This window comes from Corynebacterium sp. ACRPS (assembly GCF_022346005.1).
Lineage (GTDB): Bacteria > Actinomycetota > Actinomycetes > Mycobacteriales > Mycobacteriaceae > Corynebacterium.
Genome location: NZ_JAKRMY010000020.1, coordinates 1 through 18,364, shown reverse-complemented (window position 1 = coordinate 18,364; position 18,364 = coordinate 1). Strand labels below are relative to the sequence as shown.

The following is an 18,364-nucleotide window of genomic DNA, read 5'->3' as shown; positions in this document are numbered from 1 at the left end:
GCTCCCACATTTTTGGTGTGGCGGCCCGGCTTTGTTGTGCCGCCAATTCGCTTGCTTGCCGATGCCCCCTTAACCCCCACCTCGATTGCACCGTGCACCCCCACTCCTAGGCCGGCCGGACTTCGGTAGGGCTGTTGTGACAGCGCGGCGTGCTCACTCCTATGCCGACAGGACTTGGGTAGGGCTGTTGCGGCATTGCGGCAGAGCTGAGGAGCATAGCGTGGGAAGTTGAGCCAGGTGGACTCAAAAAATTTGAGTTGAGTGGAATAGGCTCAACTTTATGTGCGTTATACCTAGTGAATCCTTAAAATGGACGAATAAATCTTAGAAGGAGAAACGTACACATGAGTTCTTTTAACCCCACCACCAAAACACAAGAGGCTCTGCAGGAAGCCCTGCAGACCGCTTCCGCGAATGGCAACCCGGATATCCGCCCGGCGCACCTGCTGGCGGCCATCCTTGGGCAGGAAGGCGGCATTGCCGCGCCAGTGCTCAAGGCCACCGGCGTTGACCCGGATACCGTGCTGAAAGAAGCGCGCGAGCTGGTTAACTCTTATCCCAGCGCCGAGGGCGCCAATATGTCCAACCCGCAATTCAACCGGGATGGCCTGAATGTACTGACCAAGTCGCAGGAATTGGCGGGCGAGCTTGGCGATGAGTTCGTGTCCACCGAAGTCCTCCTCGCCGCCATCGCCGGTTCGAAGACCGACGCCGCCGAGTTGCTGACCGGTCGCGGCGCAACCTACGACGCCATCAAGGGCGCCTTCCCCTCCGTGCGCGGGGCCGCCAAGGTGACCTCGGAGAACCCGGAAGACCAATTCCAGGCCCTGGAAAAGTACGCCACCGACCTCACCGCGCGGGCGCGCGAGGGCAAGATCGACCCGGTCATCGGGCGCGATCAGGAAATCCGGCGCGTCGTCCAGGTGCTCTCGCGCAGGACGAAGAACAATCCGGTGCTGATTGGTGAACCGGGCGTCGGCAAGACTGCGATCGTTGAGGGCCTGGCCCGCCGCATCGTGGCTGGCGACGTCCCTGAGTCCCTGAAGGGCAAGACGCTTATCAGCCTAGATCTCGGTTCCATGGTCGCCGGCGCCAAGTTCCGCGGCGAGTTCGAAGAGCGCCTCAAGGCTGTGCTGGATGAAATCAAGCAATCTGAGGGCGAAATCATTACCTTCATCGATGAGTTGCACACCATCGTCGGCGCCGGCGCCACCGGCGAAGGCTCCATGGATGCCGGCAACATGATTAAGCCCATGCTGGCCCGCGGCGAGCTGCGCCTCGTCGGTGCAACCACGCTGGATGAGTACCGCAAGTACATCGAAAAGGACGCCGCCCTCGAGCGCCGTTTCCAGCAGGTCTATGCTGCAGAGCCGTCCGTGGAAGACACCATCGGTATCCTGCGCGGGCTCAAGGAGCGCTACGAGGTGCACCACGGCGTGCGCATCATGGACTCTGCCTTGGTGTCTGCGGCGGAGCTATCGAACCGTTACATCACCAACCGCTTCCTGCCGGACAAGGCCATCGACCTAGTCGATGAAGCCGGCTCCCGCCTGCGCATGGAAATCGACTCCTCGCCGCAGGAAATCGATGAGCTCGAGCGCATCGTTCGCCGCATGGAGATCGAGGAGCTCGCGCTGAAGAAGGAATCCGACGCCGCCTCCAAGGACCGCCTGGCCGCCCTGCAAGGCGAGCTCGCGGACCAGCGCGAAAAGCTCGGCGAGCTCAAGGCGCGCTGGGCCAACGAGAAGAAGGCCATCGATGACGTGCAGGATATTAAGGAAGAGCTCGACGATCTCCGCCGCCAAGCAGAAATTGCCGAGCGCGACGGCGACCTCGCCCTAGCCTCCGAGATCAACTACGGCAAGATCCCGCCGCTGGAAAAGGACCTGGCAGCAGCCGAGGAAAAGGCCGCCGCCCAGCGCAATACCATGCTGGATGAGGAGGTCAGCCCGGATACCATCGCGGAGGTCGTCTCCGCGTGGACCGGCATTCCCGCCGGCAAGATGCTGCAGGGCGAGACCGAGAAGCTGCTGAACATGGAATCGGTGTTGGGCAAGAGGGTTGTCGGCCAGCGCGAGGCCGTGACCGCTGTTTCCGATGCCGTGCGCCGCTCCCGCGCGGGCGTGGCTGACCCCAACCGCCCGACCGGATCCTTCCTCTTCCTCGGCCCCACCGGCGTGGGTAAGACGGAGCTGGCTAAGGCGCTGGCGGACTTCCTCTTCGACGATGAATCCGCCATGGTGCGCATCGATATGTCCGAGTACGGCGAGAAGCACTCCGTTTCCCGGCTCGTCGGTGCCCCTCCGGGATACGTCGGCCACGAAGCCGGCGGCCAGCTCACCGAGGCCGTGCGGCGTCGGCCTTATACGCTCGTGCTTTTCGACGAAGTGGAAAAGGCCCACCCCGACGTCTTCGACGTCCTCCTCCAGGTCCTGGATGAGGGGCGGCTTACCGATGGCCAGGGTCGCACCGTCGACTTCCGCAATACCGTCATCATCCTAACGTCCAACCTGGGCGCCGGCGGTACGAAGGACGAGACGATGGAGGCCGTGAAGAGGGCGTTTAAGCCGGAGTTCATCAACCGCCTCGATGACGTGGTGATGTTCGAGCCGCTGTCGGAGGAACTGCTGCGCGGCATCGTGGACATCCAACTGCGCGGTCTCACCGAACGCCTGGAGGCCCGCCGCCTGACGCTGCAGGTATCCGATTCCGCCAAGTCCTGGTTGGCCGACCGCGGCTATGACCCCGCCTACGGCGCCCGTCCGCTGCGCCGGACCATCCAGCAGGCTATCGGTGACAAGCTGGCGAAGAAGCTTTTGGCCGGTGATATTGCCGATGGCGATACCGTCCACGTCGACGTCGCCGATGGCGGCGCGGAGCTGGACATTTCCGCTCGCTAAATTACCGGGCGAAAAATAATGCTCATGCCTTTAGACTGGAAGGCATGAGCATTTTAGTTTCCCCGCAGGAACTCAAAGAATCCATCTACCACGGCGATCGTTTCACTCTTCTCGGCACCCACTGGCACCCCAAGACGGGCCAGAGCTTCATCGACTTTGCGTCCCAGCACATCCCCACCGCACTTTTCGGTGATACCGGTGCGGCCTTCGTCGGCCTTCCCGGCTCGCGCAATGGCCGCAACCCGCTTCCGGACGAAGACAAGCTGCAAGCCTGGATCCGTTCTTGGGGCCTGCAGGAAGACCGCCCCGTGGTGGTCTATGACGAGGGCCGCGGGCTTTTTGCCGGCCGCGCGTGGTGGACGCTGCGCTGGGCCGGCCTAACTGATGTGCGCATCCTCGATGGCGGCCTGGAAAACTGGCTCGCGAACGGTTACCAAACCCTCACGGGTCCGGGCAATATCGCGGTCGGCTCGAAATTCGAGGTCACTCCCGGCCAGCTGCCTACCGCCACGATTGAAGACGTCCGCGAGCACGATGGCGTGCTCATCGATACCCGCTCGAGTAACCGCTTCGCCGGCCGCCGCGAGAACCTAGATTTGAAGGCGGGCCACATCCCCGGTGCGGTCAATGTTCCCGAGCGCCTCTTCCACAACGATGGGGTGCGCACGTTGAAGTCGCCGGATGAAATCCGTGAAGTGCTGGCCGCTGCCGGATTGACTCAAGAAAACACCAAGGATGCAATCATCTATTCCGGTTCGGGCAACCACTCCGCTCTTGCACTCGCGGCGATGGAGAACGCAGGATTTACCGGCCTGCGCCACTACATCGGCGGCTGGTCGCAGTGGTCGGCAGACCCGACCAACCCGGTAGAACGCGGGGATAGGACTTCGGTTAACGATTAATTCCAATTAATCGCTCCGACTCCGACTGGTACCGGCACCGTGGGGTGCCGGTACCTATTATTATCAGGAGATGATGGCTTCTTTACTCCTGATTTTCGCACTCGTGCTCGGCATCGCCGGTGGCTTTTTGCTGTACTACGATCGCACGCAGCGCGCAGCCGATGCCCAGCGAGACACCGCATCCCAGCACGACCCGAAAGACTGGGACACCCGGGAAGACCAGGATGCGCCTTCCCACGCAAGCCCCGAAACTGAAGAGGGCGCGGAAGACACCACAGGCTCCGAAGCAGTGACAGATCCTGAGAGCGAAGGCGGTACTGAGGCCCACCCCGGTTTCGTGGCGAAATACTCGCCGTTTCCCGATGTTGAATCCGATTCTTCCTCCGCAGTCTCTTCAGGCCGTCACCATCGCACTGCAGACGATTCAGACCGCAGCGATGACGACAAGGGCAGCGGTGACGACAAGATAAGTAAAGACAAAGCCAACGCCGATAGAGGCAGAGCCGAAACCCGCGCCAGCGAGACTGAGGCTCTTTCTGACAATGACGTTGTAAAAGGTAGCGCCAACACTGCAGGCAACACTGAAAAGACGTCGGAAATTGGCGCAGATTCTGACGTTAACCAGGATGCGGACTCGGACGCAGAAACGGAATCGGGTGGGGATGACTCCCCCGAAGAGGCAGTCCAGGAGGGAGCTGAAGAGCAATCGGAAGGGCACGCTAAGTCCAAGCCGGTAGGGCGGCCGCGGCCGCTAATCCCTGGCACCATTCGTCGGGAGCGCAAGAACTGGGCGGAAACCCGGGGCTTTGAGTACATGAAGTCGGACCAGTATCTTGTCGATGAATGGACGAGGGGAGTGGCCTCCTCCGGCGCCGCGCCGAAAGATATCGTTGCCGGCAACGTGTACGGCCACGAAATGCTGCTGATGGATATTGACGGCGTCAATGTGATGGCGATGCGGACGGGAGCGGCATCGGATGTGGTCATTGATTTCCAGCGCTTCGGCAGCCAGGAGGCCGAGATGTCCGAGGACCTGTTGATGGCCATGAGCATCGAAGGGTTTGATGTATATTCCTCCGATCGCGGCGTGGCGGAGCGGATGGTGGACGAGCGCGTGCGAATTGCGTTGCAGCGCATGCCGGAGGTGGTGTCGGCGCTGTGGCTGGAAACCGAGTGGGTTTTGGCACAAACCACCAAGCATTCGCGCACCGCGGATTGGGAGGCAATGCTCCCGCCCTTGGCTTTACTTGCCGATGCTTCCCGCGTTCTCCCACCCCGGTCCTCCTCCGTGCATACCATCCACCTTGAGGACTTGGACCCGGCCAGGGAGATTCCCGCTGCGCCTGTGGTCGACGCGGTGGGTGGAACAGCGGCGGCGGGGCAGCCGGAGTTTTCCCGGCCGGTCATTCAACGGCCGGAGGAACCGTTGGATATGCCCTCGCGCACGTATTCTGAGACCCGCGGCCCAGTTGAGCACACGGCGATTGGGGCGGACGAAGTCGATGCCATTGCCGATGGCAATGAACGCCCCACCCCCGACTCGGGCACCGCCCGCCTGCCGCGCCAGCAATTCGGGGAGGCTTCCATCTTCGACGACGCTTCCGATGATGCTTTTGGTGACGGCCTCGGTGACGCGGACAAAAATGCGGCCAAAGACTCGTCCACCGGCTCAACCAGAAATTCTTCTCGAGGCAGCTCCCAAGATGCCAGTGGCACGGCCGCTGCACGGGAGAAAGAGGATACAGACCGTCATGACGATTCCGGGTCGCAGCAGGGAGAGTAGCCTAGAATGTTGCGTTGGCCCACATAGCCAGGACTTTCCTCATATGCTGAAAACTCTAAAGAAACTCTAGAAAAAGGAGCAATGCGATGACTGAAGTGCACCTGCAAGAAGACAAGAAGAAGCGTCTCGCGGAACTGGTCAAGGAGCTTGCCGTGGTGCATGGCAAGGTGACTTTGTCCTCGGGCAAAGAGGCTGATTACTACGTTGATTTGCGGCGTGCGACCTTGCACCACGAAGCCTCCCGCCTCATCGGATCCTTGCTCCGCGAGCTCACCGCCGATTGGGATTTCGCGGCCGTGGGAGGACTGACCCTTGGTGCGGATCCGGTAGCGACCTCCATCATGCATGCCGAGGGCCGCGATATCGACGCCTTCGTCGTGCGCAAGGAAGCTAAAAAGCACGGCATGCAGCGCCGCATCGAGGGCGCGGATGTGACCGGAAAGAAGGTGCTGGTGGTCGAGGACACCACCACGACCGGCAACTCGCCACTCACGGCAGTCGCCGCATTGCGCGAGGCTGGAGCAGAGGTGGTCGGTGTGGCTACCGTCGTTGACCGCGCTACCGGCGCCGAGGACGTCATCTCGGCCGAGGGCCTTGAGTACCGTTCTTTGCTTGGCTTGGGTGACCTTGGACTCGCGTAACGAGATGGACCAGGAAAGCCAGGAGGCGCCCGCCGGGCAGGCCGAGAGTTCTGCGCAACCAGAGCAGCAGGAGCAGCGAGAGCAGCAAGAACAGCCCGAGGAGGCGAAGGGTCCCACCGAATGGAACGAGGGCCGCCACGGCGTGGGGCCCTGGGAAGGTCCCTGGCCGGAAGGCACGGAGGCGGACAAATACGATCCGGAGCTGCTGCGCGAGGGCGACCGGCGCAATGTCGTCGACGCGTATCGGTATTGGCGGAGGGAGGCGATTAAGGGGGATATCGATAAGCGGCGGCACAGCCTGCATATCGCCATCGAGAACTTTGAAAATGACGCCAATATCGGCACCGTCGTGCGCACCGCCAACGCCTTTGCCGTCGATACCGTCCACATTGTGGGGCGGCGCCGGTGGAACCGCCGCGGTGCCATGGTGACAGATAGGTATCAGCATCTGCGGCATCATGAGAGCGTCGATAAGCTCATTGCCTGGGCAGCCGAGGAAGACCTGACGGTCGTGGCCATTGATAACACCCCCGGTTGCGTGCCCCTCGAAACCGCCGAACTGCCGGAACGCAGCTTGCTGCTATTCGGGCAAGAAGGCCCCGGCGTCAGCGCCGCCGCGCAAGATGCCGCCCTGATGACCTGCTCCATCGCGCAATTTGGCTCTACGCGGTCCATCAACGCGGGCGTGGCCGCGGGCATCGCCATGCATACTTGGATCCGGCAGCACGCCGATCTGAACAATTCCTGGTAAGAGATCGTTACACTAACTGTAATAAACCTTGCTACTGGAGTGATAAAGAAATCGTGGAAGAAAAGTGGGCCCACCGCGCCGAACTCGCGGAAACCGCCATTGATGAGCGCCATGCGCATTCCGTATGGGGCCTGCCGCGAACCAACCTCGCCATCGTCAGCTGGCCGCCCACCACGAAAGAAAAGCTCCTCGTGCACTGGCACTACTGGTGGCAGGCGCACTACCTCGATTGCCTCGTCGATGCGGCGGAGCGGAAGAATACTAAGGCCCGCCGCCAGCGCATCCTTGACACCATGCGCGGGATTCGCATGCGGAATCTTGCGCAGCTGACCAAGAATAAGTACTTCGATGACAAAGCCTGGCTCGCCCTCGCTTTCGGGCGCGTGGGCGAGGTAAAGAAGATGAAATCGCCCAAGGCGTTGGCGTCTTTGCAGGGCAATATCACCGAAGGCCTCGATGACTCGCTGGGGATATTGCCGTGGCGGGACGGAGAGAACTTCATGAATGTGCCGGCCAATGGGCCCGGTGCCATCATGCTCGCGCGGATGGGCGATATCACCGCGGCCCGCCGCATCGTTGACTGGGTCTACGACAACTTGGTCAATGAAGATGGCTTCATTATGGACGGCGTGCGCATGCGCATGGACGGCCCCGAAATTGTCAAACAAGTCCACCCGTACTGCCAAGGCGTGATGTTGGGGGCATGCCTGGAGATTGTGTTGGCGATGCGGGAGGAGTCGAGCATCGGCAAGCTGGAGCAGATCGACAGCGTCTACGAGGCCGAACTGGCATCCGAGATGATGAGCTACATCATTAAGATTCGGGGCTTGGTGCAGGCTATTGCTTCCGGGATGGCGACTCCCTCCGGCGTCGTGGATTGGGAGACCGGTGATGGTGATGGCGGCCTGTTTAAGGGCATTCTGATGCGCTATCTTGCCGATGTTGCCGTGCGGTTGCCCGGGGACTCGCCCGCGAACCGGGCCACCAAGAAGCTGGCGACCCGGATGGTTGTGGCGTCTGCCGAATCCGTGTGGGAGCACCGGCTTGAGGTTGATGGCCTGCCAATTTTTGGCTCTGACTGGACTGCCGATGCCCGCCTTCCACACAACTACGGCTTCGGGCACACGACCGTGAGTGAAAAGATGGGAATCATTCGCGTGGATGAGCGCGACCTTTCCGTGCAGCTATCTGGTTGGATGCTTCTGGAGGCGTGTGCTCGGGTGGCTCGTGACCTGCATAAAACATCGGGTCGCGATTAACCGCGTTTAACCGTGCTGTTAAACACCTTGCGCGGGGTTTGTCGTGTGGGGGCGCGTCATTTTTGAGAGTTGGGTAGTAAACACAGGAAATGTCACACCAATTTTGCGGCGGGATTCCGGAAATGTGGGCATAATTGGGTGTTGGAACGTGTTTGACCGCAATCCCACTTAAGGATGGAATTTCATGCCAATTGCAACCCCCGAGGCGTATAACCAGATGCTGGACACCGCGAAGCAGAACGGCTTCGCATTTCCAGCCATCAACTGCACCTCGTCTGAAACGATCAACGCAGCACTGAAGGGCTTTGCCGAGGCAGAGTCTGACGGCATCATCCAATTCTCCACCGGTGGCGCAGAGTTCGGCTCTGGCCTCGCGGTCAAGAACAAGGTTAAAGGTGCTCAGGCCCTAGCCGCTTTCGCGCACGAGGCAGCGAAGCACTACGGCGTCAATATCGCCCTGCACACCGACCACTGCCAGAAGGAAGTTCTGGACGATTACGTTCGTCCGCTGATGGCCATCTCCCAGGAGCGCGTCGACCGCGGCGAGAACCCGCTTTTCCAGTCCCACATGTGGGATGGCTCTGCTATTCCGATCGATGAAAACTTGGTCATCGCCCAGGAGCTTCTGGAAAAGGCGAAGAAGGCACACATCATTCTCGAGGCAGAGATTGGTGTTGTCGGCGGTGAAGAAGACGGTGTCGAGGCCAAGGCCGGCGATAACCTGTACACGACTCCGGAAGACTTTGAAAAGACCATCGATGCCCTGGGCACCGGCGAGAAGGGCCGCTACCTGTTGGCCGCTACCTTCGGTAACGTGCACGGCGTCTACAAGCCGGGCAACGTGAAGCTGCGCCCCGAGGTCCTGCTGGAGGGCCAGAAGGTTGCGCAGAAGAAGCTCGGCCTGAGCGAGGGCGAACACGCCTTTGACTTCGTCTTCCACGGCGGTTCCGGTTCCGAGAAGAAAAAGATCGAAGAGGCGCTGCGCTACGGCGTCATCAAGATGAACGTGGACACCGATACCCAGTACGCGTTTACCAACCCAGTGGCTCGCCACATGATGGAAAACTACGACGGCGTGTTCAAAATTGACGGCGAGGTAGGCAACAAGAAGGTCTACGACCCACGCTCCTACCTGAAGAAGGCAGAGCAGGGGATGTCCGAGCGCGTCATCGAGGCATGTCAGGACCTCCACTCCGTGGGTAAGACCACGGCCAAGTAGGACGAGTCCCAATTAGCTTCATGTTGAGCTGAAGCCTAAGGCGCGACCGCACTGTAGGCACGACGAAGTAGCCGCTTCCCCCTGTGTGGGAGGCGGCTTTTCCTATTTCTGGTCCGATCTCTGGACCTAACGCTGGGCCCATCTGTGGGGCGCGGGGATGCGGCGGGGCTTTGCCGGACATGAGACAGAGCAGGCAAGTATGCCAGATTAGCCAGACAAGCTATGCCGGCCCGACCAGCTATGCCAGCGAGATTGGGCAGAAATATAGGCTGGCAAAGCCAGGTGGAGACGGCAGGCCCAGCGACCCGAGTGGACTAGACGGACCAGACGGACTGGGTGGGGTGAGGATTAGCCGTAACTCCTTGTTGGTCGTGGTGAATGGGCGGGTGAGGGGATGAACCGCGGGTTACCGCTCCACGGCGGGATCCAAGCGATGCGGCCCTTGATGCGAACCATGCGCCCGCGTGCGGTGGGTCGGGAATCATCATCTTGGTTCACCGCATTGTGATGGGCACAGAGCGTTACGAGGTTTTCTTGGTTCGTGGGGCCGCCGGCGGCCCAGGCGGTGAGGTGGTGGACTTGGGCGTCATCGGCAGGCGTGGAGCAGCCGGGCCAAGCGCAAATAGGATGTTCCGCGCGGGCTAGCATGCGCTGCTTCCAGCTGGCCATGCGTTCGGTGCGATACAGGTTTACCGCGCCGTGCTCGGGGTGAACCAAGCTGACGTAACCACGTTGGGCGAGGGTGCGGGCAACGAGCTGGGCGCCGGACATGCGCGCGCCGTTGGAAAGCTGAAGCATGATGTCATCGCCCTGGCCAGCAGTGATGTGATCTAGTTGGTCGAGGGTAATGATCACGTTGGTATGGACCGCGGGGAGCGCGCCGGGATTGCCCTCGAGGATGACCTGCTTGGCTGCCGCAAGCGGGTTTTCCTTATCCACGGAAGCGAGAACGCCCTTGATATCTGCGATATCCGTGGGGTCCGCGGTGATGGAGATGGTGTGGGGGCCATTGGGGCGTCGGGTGTAGCGGACGCCGTGGGAGGGCCGCTTGGCGGGGTTGAGCTGCTTGAGGCGCTTTTTCGCGATCGCCGGAATCAGGTGGGCTTCCGCGCGGCAGAGCTCCAGGCGGAGATCCCAACTGCGGTTGGTGTCTTTCACGCGGTGGGCGAAAGACTCGATGCTTTCAAGCACAGCGAGGTCGTGGCCGCGTGAACGAGCTGCCTCGCAGGCGAGGCGCTGCTTGCGGCTATTGGAGGTGCGGCCGAAATAGGTGTGTTGCAGGCGGGCGAGTTGCGCGGCGAGGAGCTGGCTGGCGCCGGCCTCGATGAGCTGCTGTTCGGAGCATCCCTGAAACTCGGCGACGAGGTCCACACCGCGACGGCAAAGTTGCAAAAATTCTGTGTTCACGGCTCCTGACCGTAAAAGCGGCACGGGTACGCGGCAATGGGGGAACAAAGCGAAACGGCGAATCTGTGGAATTCTTGCGCTGCGGGGGTCGCTGTCGCGCAGATATAGCGGGGTTATCCACAACCTGGCGCGGGCCGGGATGCGGGTATTCGGGGGCGGTGGTATGGAGCGGTCTTCTATGCTGGAGGTCATGTCGGAAGCGAAACAAAGAGTCTCAACGAGGCAAATGCTGCGGGTGGTGGACCGCTCAGTATTATCGCGTCTGCAACGCATCCGCTCGCGCTTCGTTTATATAATCCAGGCCACCGTCGGTGCCGCATTGGCGTATTGGGTGGCTAGCTCTCTCTTTGGGCATCCGCAGCCGTTCTTCGCGCCCATCTCGGCAGTCATCATTCTGGGGCTTTCGGGCGGGGACAGGATGAAAAAGGCAGTGGAGATGTCGCTGGGCGGCATCGTCGGTGTAGCCGTGGGCGATTTGCTCTTCCAAGTGGTGGGGCAGGGCCCGTTCCAGATCCTGTTCATCGTGGGAGCCGGCCTGGTGGTGGGGTCCTTTATTACGAAATCGCCGCTGGTGTCCAACCAGATTGTTTTTGGTTCCATCCTTATCGCCACGATTTTTCCGCCGACCGAGGGGCCAGGTGGCCTGCACCGGGCCATCGACGCGATGATTGGTTCCGGCATTGGGCTTATCACGATTGCACTGATCCCGAATTCGCCGTTGAAGGAAGCAAGGCGCGAGGTGTCGAAGGTGCTGCGGATTGCATCGAGCATTCTCAATGACGTCACGCATGGCATCCGCGATACCAATCCTGAGATTATTCGCGATGCCCGCGATGCGGTGCGCGGCACGCAAAATGACGTGAATACGCTGTTGAGTGCGGCGCAATCGGGGAGGGAGGCATCGGAAGTATCGCCGCTTTTGTGGACCTCGCGCAGGAGCATTCGGTCCCTAGAGCGCATCTTGTTGCCGGTAGATAATGCGGTGCGTGGGGTGCGGGTCTTATCGCGCCGCGCGCTCGTGCTTACTGAAGACGGCGATACCGTGTCCGAGAAGCAGTTAGAGCTCTTGGAAGAACTATCAGAAATTATCCTCGCGGTGGGAGAGCTCTACGGCAGGCAAAAGCGGGACCACGATGAGGCGATAGAGATACCCGAGCTGGTGCAGCGGCTGCGCTACGTGGGCGGTCAAGCAGGCATGGATCTTATCGAAGAAGACGCGACGCTTTCTGCGTATACGATTCTCGCGCAGACGAGATCCATTGTTGTGGACATGCTGATGGTGTGCGGACTCTCGCGCGAGTCTGCCGTCGCGCACCTAGTTCCTACCTCTACGCACCCGGCGTTCCCGCCAGAGGTGTGGGAACGCAAAGATAAGCAGAAGGGGCAGAATTAGCAGGACCCCGCCCGCATATCCGCCGAGCGGGGCGCCGGTGCGGGGGCAGCGCTAAGAGCCAAGGGAAGTCGGCGTTAGCTGTGAAGAGTGGACTAGGGGCGTGCGATTTGGAGGTCGCGCAGGTGGCGGTAGAAGGTGACGCGGGTGAGGGGGCGTTTGTGGGGGATGGCATCGACAAGCACGCGCAGCTGGGGGCCGCCTGCCTGGACCGCGCGGCCGGTGTGGACGGAATCCGGGTCGAGGCGGCCGGGTTTGCGCAGCAAGGAACGCAGGCGACCTTCGGGCTCGACGGGCGATGTCGCGCGGGCCGCTAGGATGCCCGGAGCATCGGTCATGGGGACCAGCCGCGCGCCAAAAGTGCCGCGACCGGAGGCGGCGAGGGTGTCATCATCGATGATGATTCCACCGGTAAACGGGCCATTGGACCAATCCGAGATGGTCGCGGAGCCGGCGACGGCCTGGCCGGAATCGTTGCGGATGAGCGGCACCGGGCGAACCGGGGCGGTGCGGGCGAGCTCAAGGGCCTCCTGCGGCGCGGCGGGAAGGCCCCAATTGGCGGCGGCGGCCGACTCGCCCGTGGGGATGAACGCGACCTCGGCCCACAGGTTATCGGCGCGCATGAGCCGGGTGATGACGGCGTTCAGCGCCGAGTCCGAGCCCGCGACGACGATGCGCAGGCGGTCCTCCAAGTACGGCTCCTGCGGGGCGGCGGCAGGGGCGCCGAGGTGGCGGACATCGGGCTGCGCGGCGATCTCGTCCAGCGAAGGCGTGGGATCGTGGGGGAGGAGATCGGTGGCGGCGGCATCGATAAGCGCGAGCTCCTTGCGGGAAGGAACGGCCGAAAGGTCAAAAGCCTCTGCGGGCAAGTCAATGTCCGAGGCACCGCAGCGGAGGAACAAAAAACGCATGTACATCATGCTACGTGGGCTAATCCGGCCAGAAAAGTGTAAGGTAAATGCGTATTTTGGCTTCAATAATGAGGAAGTGACTTAAAAGATGGCAGCGATCGTCATTGTCGGCGCCCAATGGGGCGACGAAGGCAAGGGCAAGGCTACCGATATACTTGGCGGGAAAGTTGACTACGTAGTCAAGCCGAACGGCGGCAATAACGCCGGGCACACCGTCGTGGTCGGCGGTGAAAAATACGAGCTGAAGCTCCTGCCCGCCGGGATTCTTTCTGAAAACGCCACCCCGGTGCTGGGCAACGGCGTGGTGATTAACCTTGAGGCGCTCTTTGATGAGATTGATGGCCTCGAGGCACGAGGGGCGAATGCCTCCCGCCTGAAGATTTCCGCGAACGCGCACCTCGTGGCGCCGTACCACCAGACCCTCGACCGCGTGCAGGAACGCTTTTTGGGCAAGCGCGCCATCGGTACCACCGGCCGCGGCATTGGGCCGACCTACGCTGATAAGGTCGCGCGCATTGGTATTCGCGTGCAAGATATCTTCGACGAATCCATCCTGCGGCAGAAGGTGGAGTCCGCGCTGGAGATCAAGAACCAGATGCTGGTGAAGATGTACAATCGTAAGGCCATCGAGGCAGAGCAGATTGTGGAGTACTTCCTGAGCTATCGCGAGCGCCTGCGCCCCATGGTTATTGACGCGGAGCTTGAGCTCAACCAAGCGCTTGCCAATGGTCAGAACGTGCTCATGGAGGGCGGCCAGGCCACCATGTTGGACGTCGACCACGGTACCTATCCGTTTGTGACTTCCTCGAATCCGACTGCGGGTGGGGCATCGGTTGGCTCTGGCATTGGGCCGACGAGGATTAAGACCTCGCTGGGCATTATCAAGGCCTATACCACCCGCGTGGGCGCCGGACCGTTCCCTACCGAGCTGTTTGATAAGTGGGGCGAGTACCTGCAGACCACCGGCGGCGAGGTCGGCGTGAACACCGGCCGCACACGCCGCTGCGGTTGGTACGATTCCGTGATTGCTCGTTACGCTACGCGCGTAAACGGGTTTACGGATTACTTCTTGACCAAGCTCGATGTGCTGACCGGTATTGGGGAAATCCCTATCTGCGTGGCTTATGACGTCGACGGCAAGCGTTATGACGAGATGCCGGTTACCCAGTCTGAGTTCCACCACGCCGAGCCGATTTTTGAAACCATGCCGGCGTGGGACGAGGACATATCCGAGTGCGCCACCTTCGAGGAGCTTCCGCAGAAGGCACAGGATTATGTGCTGCGCCTTGAAGAGCTGTCCGGCTGCCGCATCTCTTATATCGGTGTCGGACCTGGCCGCGACCAAACCATCGTGCGCCACGATGTCATGGAAGACCAGTAATGGACGTATTTGCGGTGATGAGCTCGGCCTAGCCGCGAGCTCATAAAAGTAAGAAGGGGCGAGGTACCTTGCTGAGGTACCTCGCCCCTTCTTTAGGATTCCGCGGGGCGCTCCCCGAGGCTATGACCGTTCAGCTTTAGTAAGCGGCGGTCAGGTTGTCGTAGCCGTTGATCTTGAGTGCTTCCAGCACGCGGTCCACGGCTGCCTGGTCAGTATCCGGGTTATAGGTGTCTGGGAAGGTCAGGTGTGCGCTGTGGCTGTCCTTGAAGTCGATGTTCATGAACTCGTGGCCCAGCTCGTCAGTAGCGAGCGCGAGTTCGCGCTGCACAGCCAACTTACCGCTCTGCAGGATAGGTGCAGAATAGTCCTGGTCTCCGTTGATTACATCTTCCTTGTCACCGGTGATATGGCCCTTTTCGGCGTGAGCGCCGGGCTCATCGGACTGGTCGGTGGACTGCTCAACGTCAGCGGTCTGGGTTACCTCTGGCTCAGCAAGCTGGTCCTGGGCGTCAACTGGGCCGGTGCTGCCAGTTAGCGGTAGTACAGCAGCGATGGCGCTAGCAATAAAAGAAGGAATAGACATTTCCGATCCTTTCTGGGTTAGTGTCTGAAACCGATAAAAATACTAGCACCGTAAAAGGCGAGTAACTATATGGAATTCAACTTGTTGATTCGTTCATTAAAATTTGTTTTAGAAGCTATTGACGGAAAAAATGCTTTAGTCCAATATGTGGCATTAGACCCGCATTATTCGTCTTGAAGTGTGACATTCGCTATTAAGTTTAACCGGAGTGCAATATAGTACAACGCCGGTGGGTGCGAGGGGTGCACTGGAGGTTGACGCTAATAAAAGCTGACATTTGATGGGATTTAGCTCATTAAAGTGGCTTAAGCCAAAGTAGCGTCCATTTCCTGTCAAACTTTAGAAAAGCAGACTGTAACTTTGGTTTATCCCCCATTTTAGTGGACGCTTCAATTACTGCACGACTTCTATTTACAGTGCAATTTTGCGCGAAGTATGCACGTTTTCCTGTGACGTTTGACACTTCTTGAAAGCATTTCCTTAAATGCAAATAATTTTCTTAATCAGTGCCTACAGGGGAGTTATACATAACTGAATAATGTCTGAAGGTAAGTTGAATCGAACATGTGGTCGCCATTGTTTGCGGTCTTTCATTTTGGGAGTTCAGGTGATTGAAGGCTCGTATTGCGTAAAACCAATGTTTGTGACTGTTTAAAAAGTGTACCGACATTTAGTGGGGTGCAAGACTGAGTTCAGAAAATGCTGGTAACAGCGTCAATGGAAATGGTAAATCTACTAAAAGCTGTAAGTTATCTATTAACCTATAGTATTCTGGAGTGAAGTTCACCTTCGAATAAAGGTTTATTTATGACGGTTTTAATTGCCAGCTTCCGTTTATCGGTAAACCGGAATTGGCATAGTAAATTCGTTGACGTATCACTTGGATAAGTTTGAAATAATTCTCTTTGAACGCATGGACTGGTACTCTCCTAAAGGCACAAACGGTGGCGATCGTAGCGGTTAGTGAACAGGGATCGTCTATCGTGTGTTCAAGTTTCACATTTAGGTTCTACACAGCTGAAGTTCGAGTTGTGTAGATGCGAATTGTAAGAAGATGTCCTTTTAAAGGGGAGAAGATGAGCGGAGTGCGCGATTTATCCCGGAGAAAGTGGACTGTATTAACCGCAATCTTTGCTGCATTTGCGGTTATTGCTGCTATGGTCACTGTTCCCTGGAATCAAGCAAATGCTGAGGAAAGTAATCCTACAGATTTTGAGCCAAATGTAAGTTTGGGAGATGTAAACAAGATTATGCCCAAAGGAGTAGATACTTCTTGGGGGCCACTTGTTTGGGCAGGAACGCCGCCAGAGGGTGCTGGTAAAGGAAACCCGAACAACAACGTGGGATGGGGCTGGTGTATCGAACCATTCGCCCAAATCCCACTGCAAACAAATCGGGTATATGCGAAGGAAAACGCAGAAAGGCTTGAAATCTCACCCGAATACAGGGATGGTGTGATCAATCTTGCACGGAAATTGAAGGATGCAGCGAAGCGGAAGGATAGTAAGGCTGCTGCAAACTACTCCGTGTATTTAGCAGCTTTAATTGCTGAGAAGGACACATCACGGGCTATAGCTGCCGCTACTATTACTGGCCGAGACCCATCTTACGGTGCGCTTGATCCAGGTCAGCCTACATACCCTAGCTTTACGGGAAGCCACGAGGAATTTACGGAACTGACTGGGTATCGAATTGTAGACGACTATGACCCGCCAAAATTCGAAAAAGATCCATCCGTGCAGATTCCGGAACAGCCTGAAGATGCTTATATCACGATTGTTCGTCCTCACGATGATAAAGGTAGGGTCGATAAAACACGCAGGGACCAGCCTGTGATGCCGCCGGATCAGCCTGGTCTACCTGATACCGAGGGGGACGAGCCGGAGGAATCCACGACTCCCGAGCAGCCTTCCGAGGAAGAAACCACGGAAGATGAGCCTACGGAGGAAGAGAGCACTCCGAACTCCACGGAAGAGCAGCCTTCCGATGAGGAGACCTCGACAGAGGAGACCACTTCCTCTGAGGAACCTTCGACGTACCAAACCACTACTCAGCCAAGCACTGAGCCTAGCGAATCGACTCCAACTACTAGTGCATCCGAGAAGAAGTTGCAGCCCAAGATTCGCACCAAGGCAGAGTTTGCCGACGATGCTGACCAGGTTGTTGCTGGTGCCAAGGTGAAGGATACGGTTCACTATGAGGACCTGGTCCCGAACAAGAAATACACCCTTGAGGCTGAGCTGAAGGATAAGGCTGGAGACCACCAGGTCGTCGGCAAGGGCAAGAAGACCTTTACTCCAGAAAAGTCCTCCGGCGACGTGGACGTGGAGATCACTGTTGACAGCGGTCTTAAGAAGCCCATTGACGCGGCAGTTGCTTTTGAAACCTTGACCTCTACTGAGGTTGATGCGGAAGGAAAGTCCAACTCTGACTCTGACAAGAAGAATGTCATCGCAGAGCACAAGGACCTGAGCGACGAGGCGCAGACTGTAAATACCACCTGGAACCCAGAGATTTCCACCAAGGCGAAGCTTGCCAAGGGTGAATCGGTTGAGTCCGGCGCTAAGGTAACCGATACCGTTAAGTACAAGGATTTGGTCCCAGGGAAGCAATACACCCTGAATGCGGAATTGGTTAATAAGGCAGACGAGTCTGTAATTGGTAAGGGTGAGACGACCTTTACTCCGGAGAAGTCTGCTGGCAACGTTGACGTGGAAATCACTGTTGATAGTGATGTGACGGAGCCGGTTGAGGCTGCGGTTGCCTTTGAGGAATTGACCTCTACTGAGGTTGACGCCGAGGGCGAGGGCACTCCGGATGCTGAGAAGCCAAATAAGGTTGCTGAGCACAAGGACATTAACGACGAAGACCAGACCGTAAACACTAAGAAGGACAACCAGCCTTCGGAGTCGTCTTCGTCGGAGACTTCAACGACTAGCTCGAAGCCAAGCGCCTCGGAGTCCAAGAGCTCTGAACCATCGACGGAGAGCAGTTCGGAATCTGAAACCTCGGAGCCGTCGGACTCGGAGACGTCCACTTCGAAGACTACGACCAGCACTGAGCCTTCGAGCACGACTTCTTCGGAAAAGCCGGAAGAGCCTGCTGATACTTCGGCAAAGCCGGAGATTTCGACGAATGCTGATTTTGCTCAGGGTTCGCATGAGGTTGTTGCTGGTGCTGAGATTGTTGATGAGGTCAGCTATGAGGGCTTGGTTCCTGGTAAGGAATACACGCTGC

The 18,364-nt window shown here is 58.7% G+C and carries 13 protein-coding genes; 10 read left to right on the top strand and 3 right to left on the bottom strand.

The genetic code is table 11. The annotated features are described in order from the left end of the window. Positions 1 to 344 precede the first annotated feature (344 nt). From clpB to fbaA, 7 genes are all read left to right on the top strand, one after another. Positions 345 to 2,900: an ATP-dependent chaperone ClpB gene (clpB, locus tag MHX65_RS10370; RefSeq protein ID WP_023024094.1), complete on the top strand. Its 2,556-nt coding sequence runs from the start codon at positions 345 to 347 to the stop codon at positions 2,898 to 2,900. Positions 2,901 to 2,944: 44 nt separating this feature from the next. Continuing rightward, a complete protein-coding gene (locus MHX65_RS10365; RefSeq protein WP_239269999.1) occupies positions 2,945 to 3,802 on the top strand; it encodes a sulfurtransferase in 858 nt (285 codons plus the stop codon). Between the two features lie 73 nt (positions 3,803 to 3,875). After that, entirely contained in the window at positions 3,876 to 5,585 is a 1,710-nt protein-coding gene (locus MHX65_RS10360) for a hypothetical protein (protein ID WP_239269998.1), read from the top strand. Between the two features lie 86 nt (positions 5,586 to 5,671). After that, a complete protein-coding gene (gene pyrE / locus MHX65_RS10355) occupies positions 5,672 to 6,226 on the top strand; it encodes an orotate phosphoribosyltransferase (protein ID WP_239269997.1) in 555 nt (184 codons plus the stop codon). 4 nt (positions 6,227 to 6,230) lie between these two features. After that, positions 6,231 to 6,977: a TrmH family RNA methyltransferase gene (locus MHX65_RS10350; RefSeq protein WP_239270013.1), complete on the top strand. Its 747-nt coding sequence runs from the start codon at positions 6,231 to 6,233 to the stop codon at positions 6,975 to 6,977. Between the two features lie 53 nt (positions 6,978 to 7,030). After that, positions 7,031 to 8,236 carry a glycoside hydrolase family 76 protein gene (locus MHX65_RS10345; RefSeq protein ID WP_239269996.1) on the top strand — a complete coding sequence of 402 codons (1,206 nt, stop codon included), beginning with the start codon at positions 7,031 to 7,033 and terminating at the stop codon, positions 8,234 to 8,236. 184 nt (positions 8,237 to 8,420) lie between these two features. Continuing rightward, positions 8,421 to 9,455: a class II fructose-bisphosphate aldolase gene (gene fbaA / locus MHX65_RS10340; RefSeq protein ID WP_239269995.1), complete on the top strand. Its 1,035-nt coding sequence runs from the start codon at positions 8,421 to 8,423 to the stop codon at positions 9,453 to 9,455. A 348-nt stretch (positions 9,456 to 9,803) separates the two neighbouring features. Here the strand turns inward: fbaA and MHX65_RS10335 are convergent, their stop codons facing one another. Beyond that, complete coding sequence (locus tag MHX65_RS10335) at positions 9,804 to 10,862, bottom strand: HNH endonuclease signature motif containing protein (protein ID WP_239269994.1); 1,059 nt, start codon at positions 10,860 to 10,862, stop codon at positions 9,804 to 9,806. A 178-nt stretch (positions 10,863 to 11,040) separates the two neighbouring features. Here MHX65_RS10335 and MHX65_RS10330 point away from each other — a divergent pair, with 178 nt between their 5' ends. Then, positions 11,041 to 12,255 carry an FUSC family protein gene (locus tag MHX65_RS10330; protein WP_239270012.1) on the top strand — a complete coding sequence of 405 codons (1,215 nt, stop codon included), beginning with the start codon at positions 11,041 to 11,043 and terminating at the stop codon, positions 12,253 to 12,255. Between the two features lie 92 nt (positions 12,256 to 12,347). Here the strand turns inward: MHX65_RS10330 and MHX65_RS10325 are convergent, their stop codons facing one another. Then, positions 12,348 to 13,163: a hypothetical protein gene (locus tag MHX65_RS10325; RefSeq protein WP_239269993.1), complete on the bottom strand. Its 816-nt coding sequence runs from the start codon at positions 13,161 to 13,163 to the stop codon at positions 12,348 to 12,350. A gap of 88 nt (positions 13,164 to 13,251) precedes the next feature. Here MHX65_RS10325 and MHX65_RS10320 point away from each other — a divergent pair, with 88 nt between their 5' ends. Continuing rightward, the gene (locus tag MHX65_RS10320; RefSeq protein WP_239269992.1) at positions 13,252 to 14,544 is read left to right on the top strand and encodes an adenylosuccinate synthase; all 1,293 of its coding nucleotides are present in this window, start codon (positions 13,252 to 13,254) and stop codon (positions 14,542 to 14,544) included. Between the two features lie 136 nt (positions 14,545 to 14,680). Here MHX65_RS10320 and MHX65_RS10315 read toward each other — a convergent pair whose 3' ends face one another. Beyond that, entirely contained in the window at positions 14,681 to 15,127 is a 447-nt protein-coding gene (locus MHX65_RS10315; protein ID WP_239269991.1) for a hypothetical protein, read from the bottom strand. A gap of 1,835 nt (positions 15,128 to 16,962) precedes the next feature. Here MHX65_RS10315 and MHX65_RS10310 point away from each other — a divergent pair. Further along, positions 16,963 to 18,364 (top strand): VaFE repeat-containing surface-anchored protein (locus MHX65_RS10310; protein ID WP_239269990.1); only part of this gene is annotated, 1,402 nt, incomplete at its 3' end.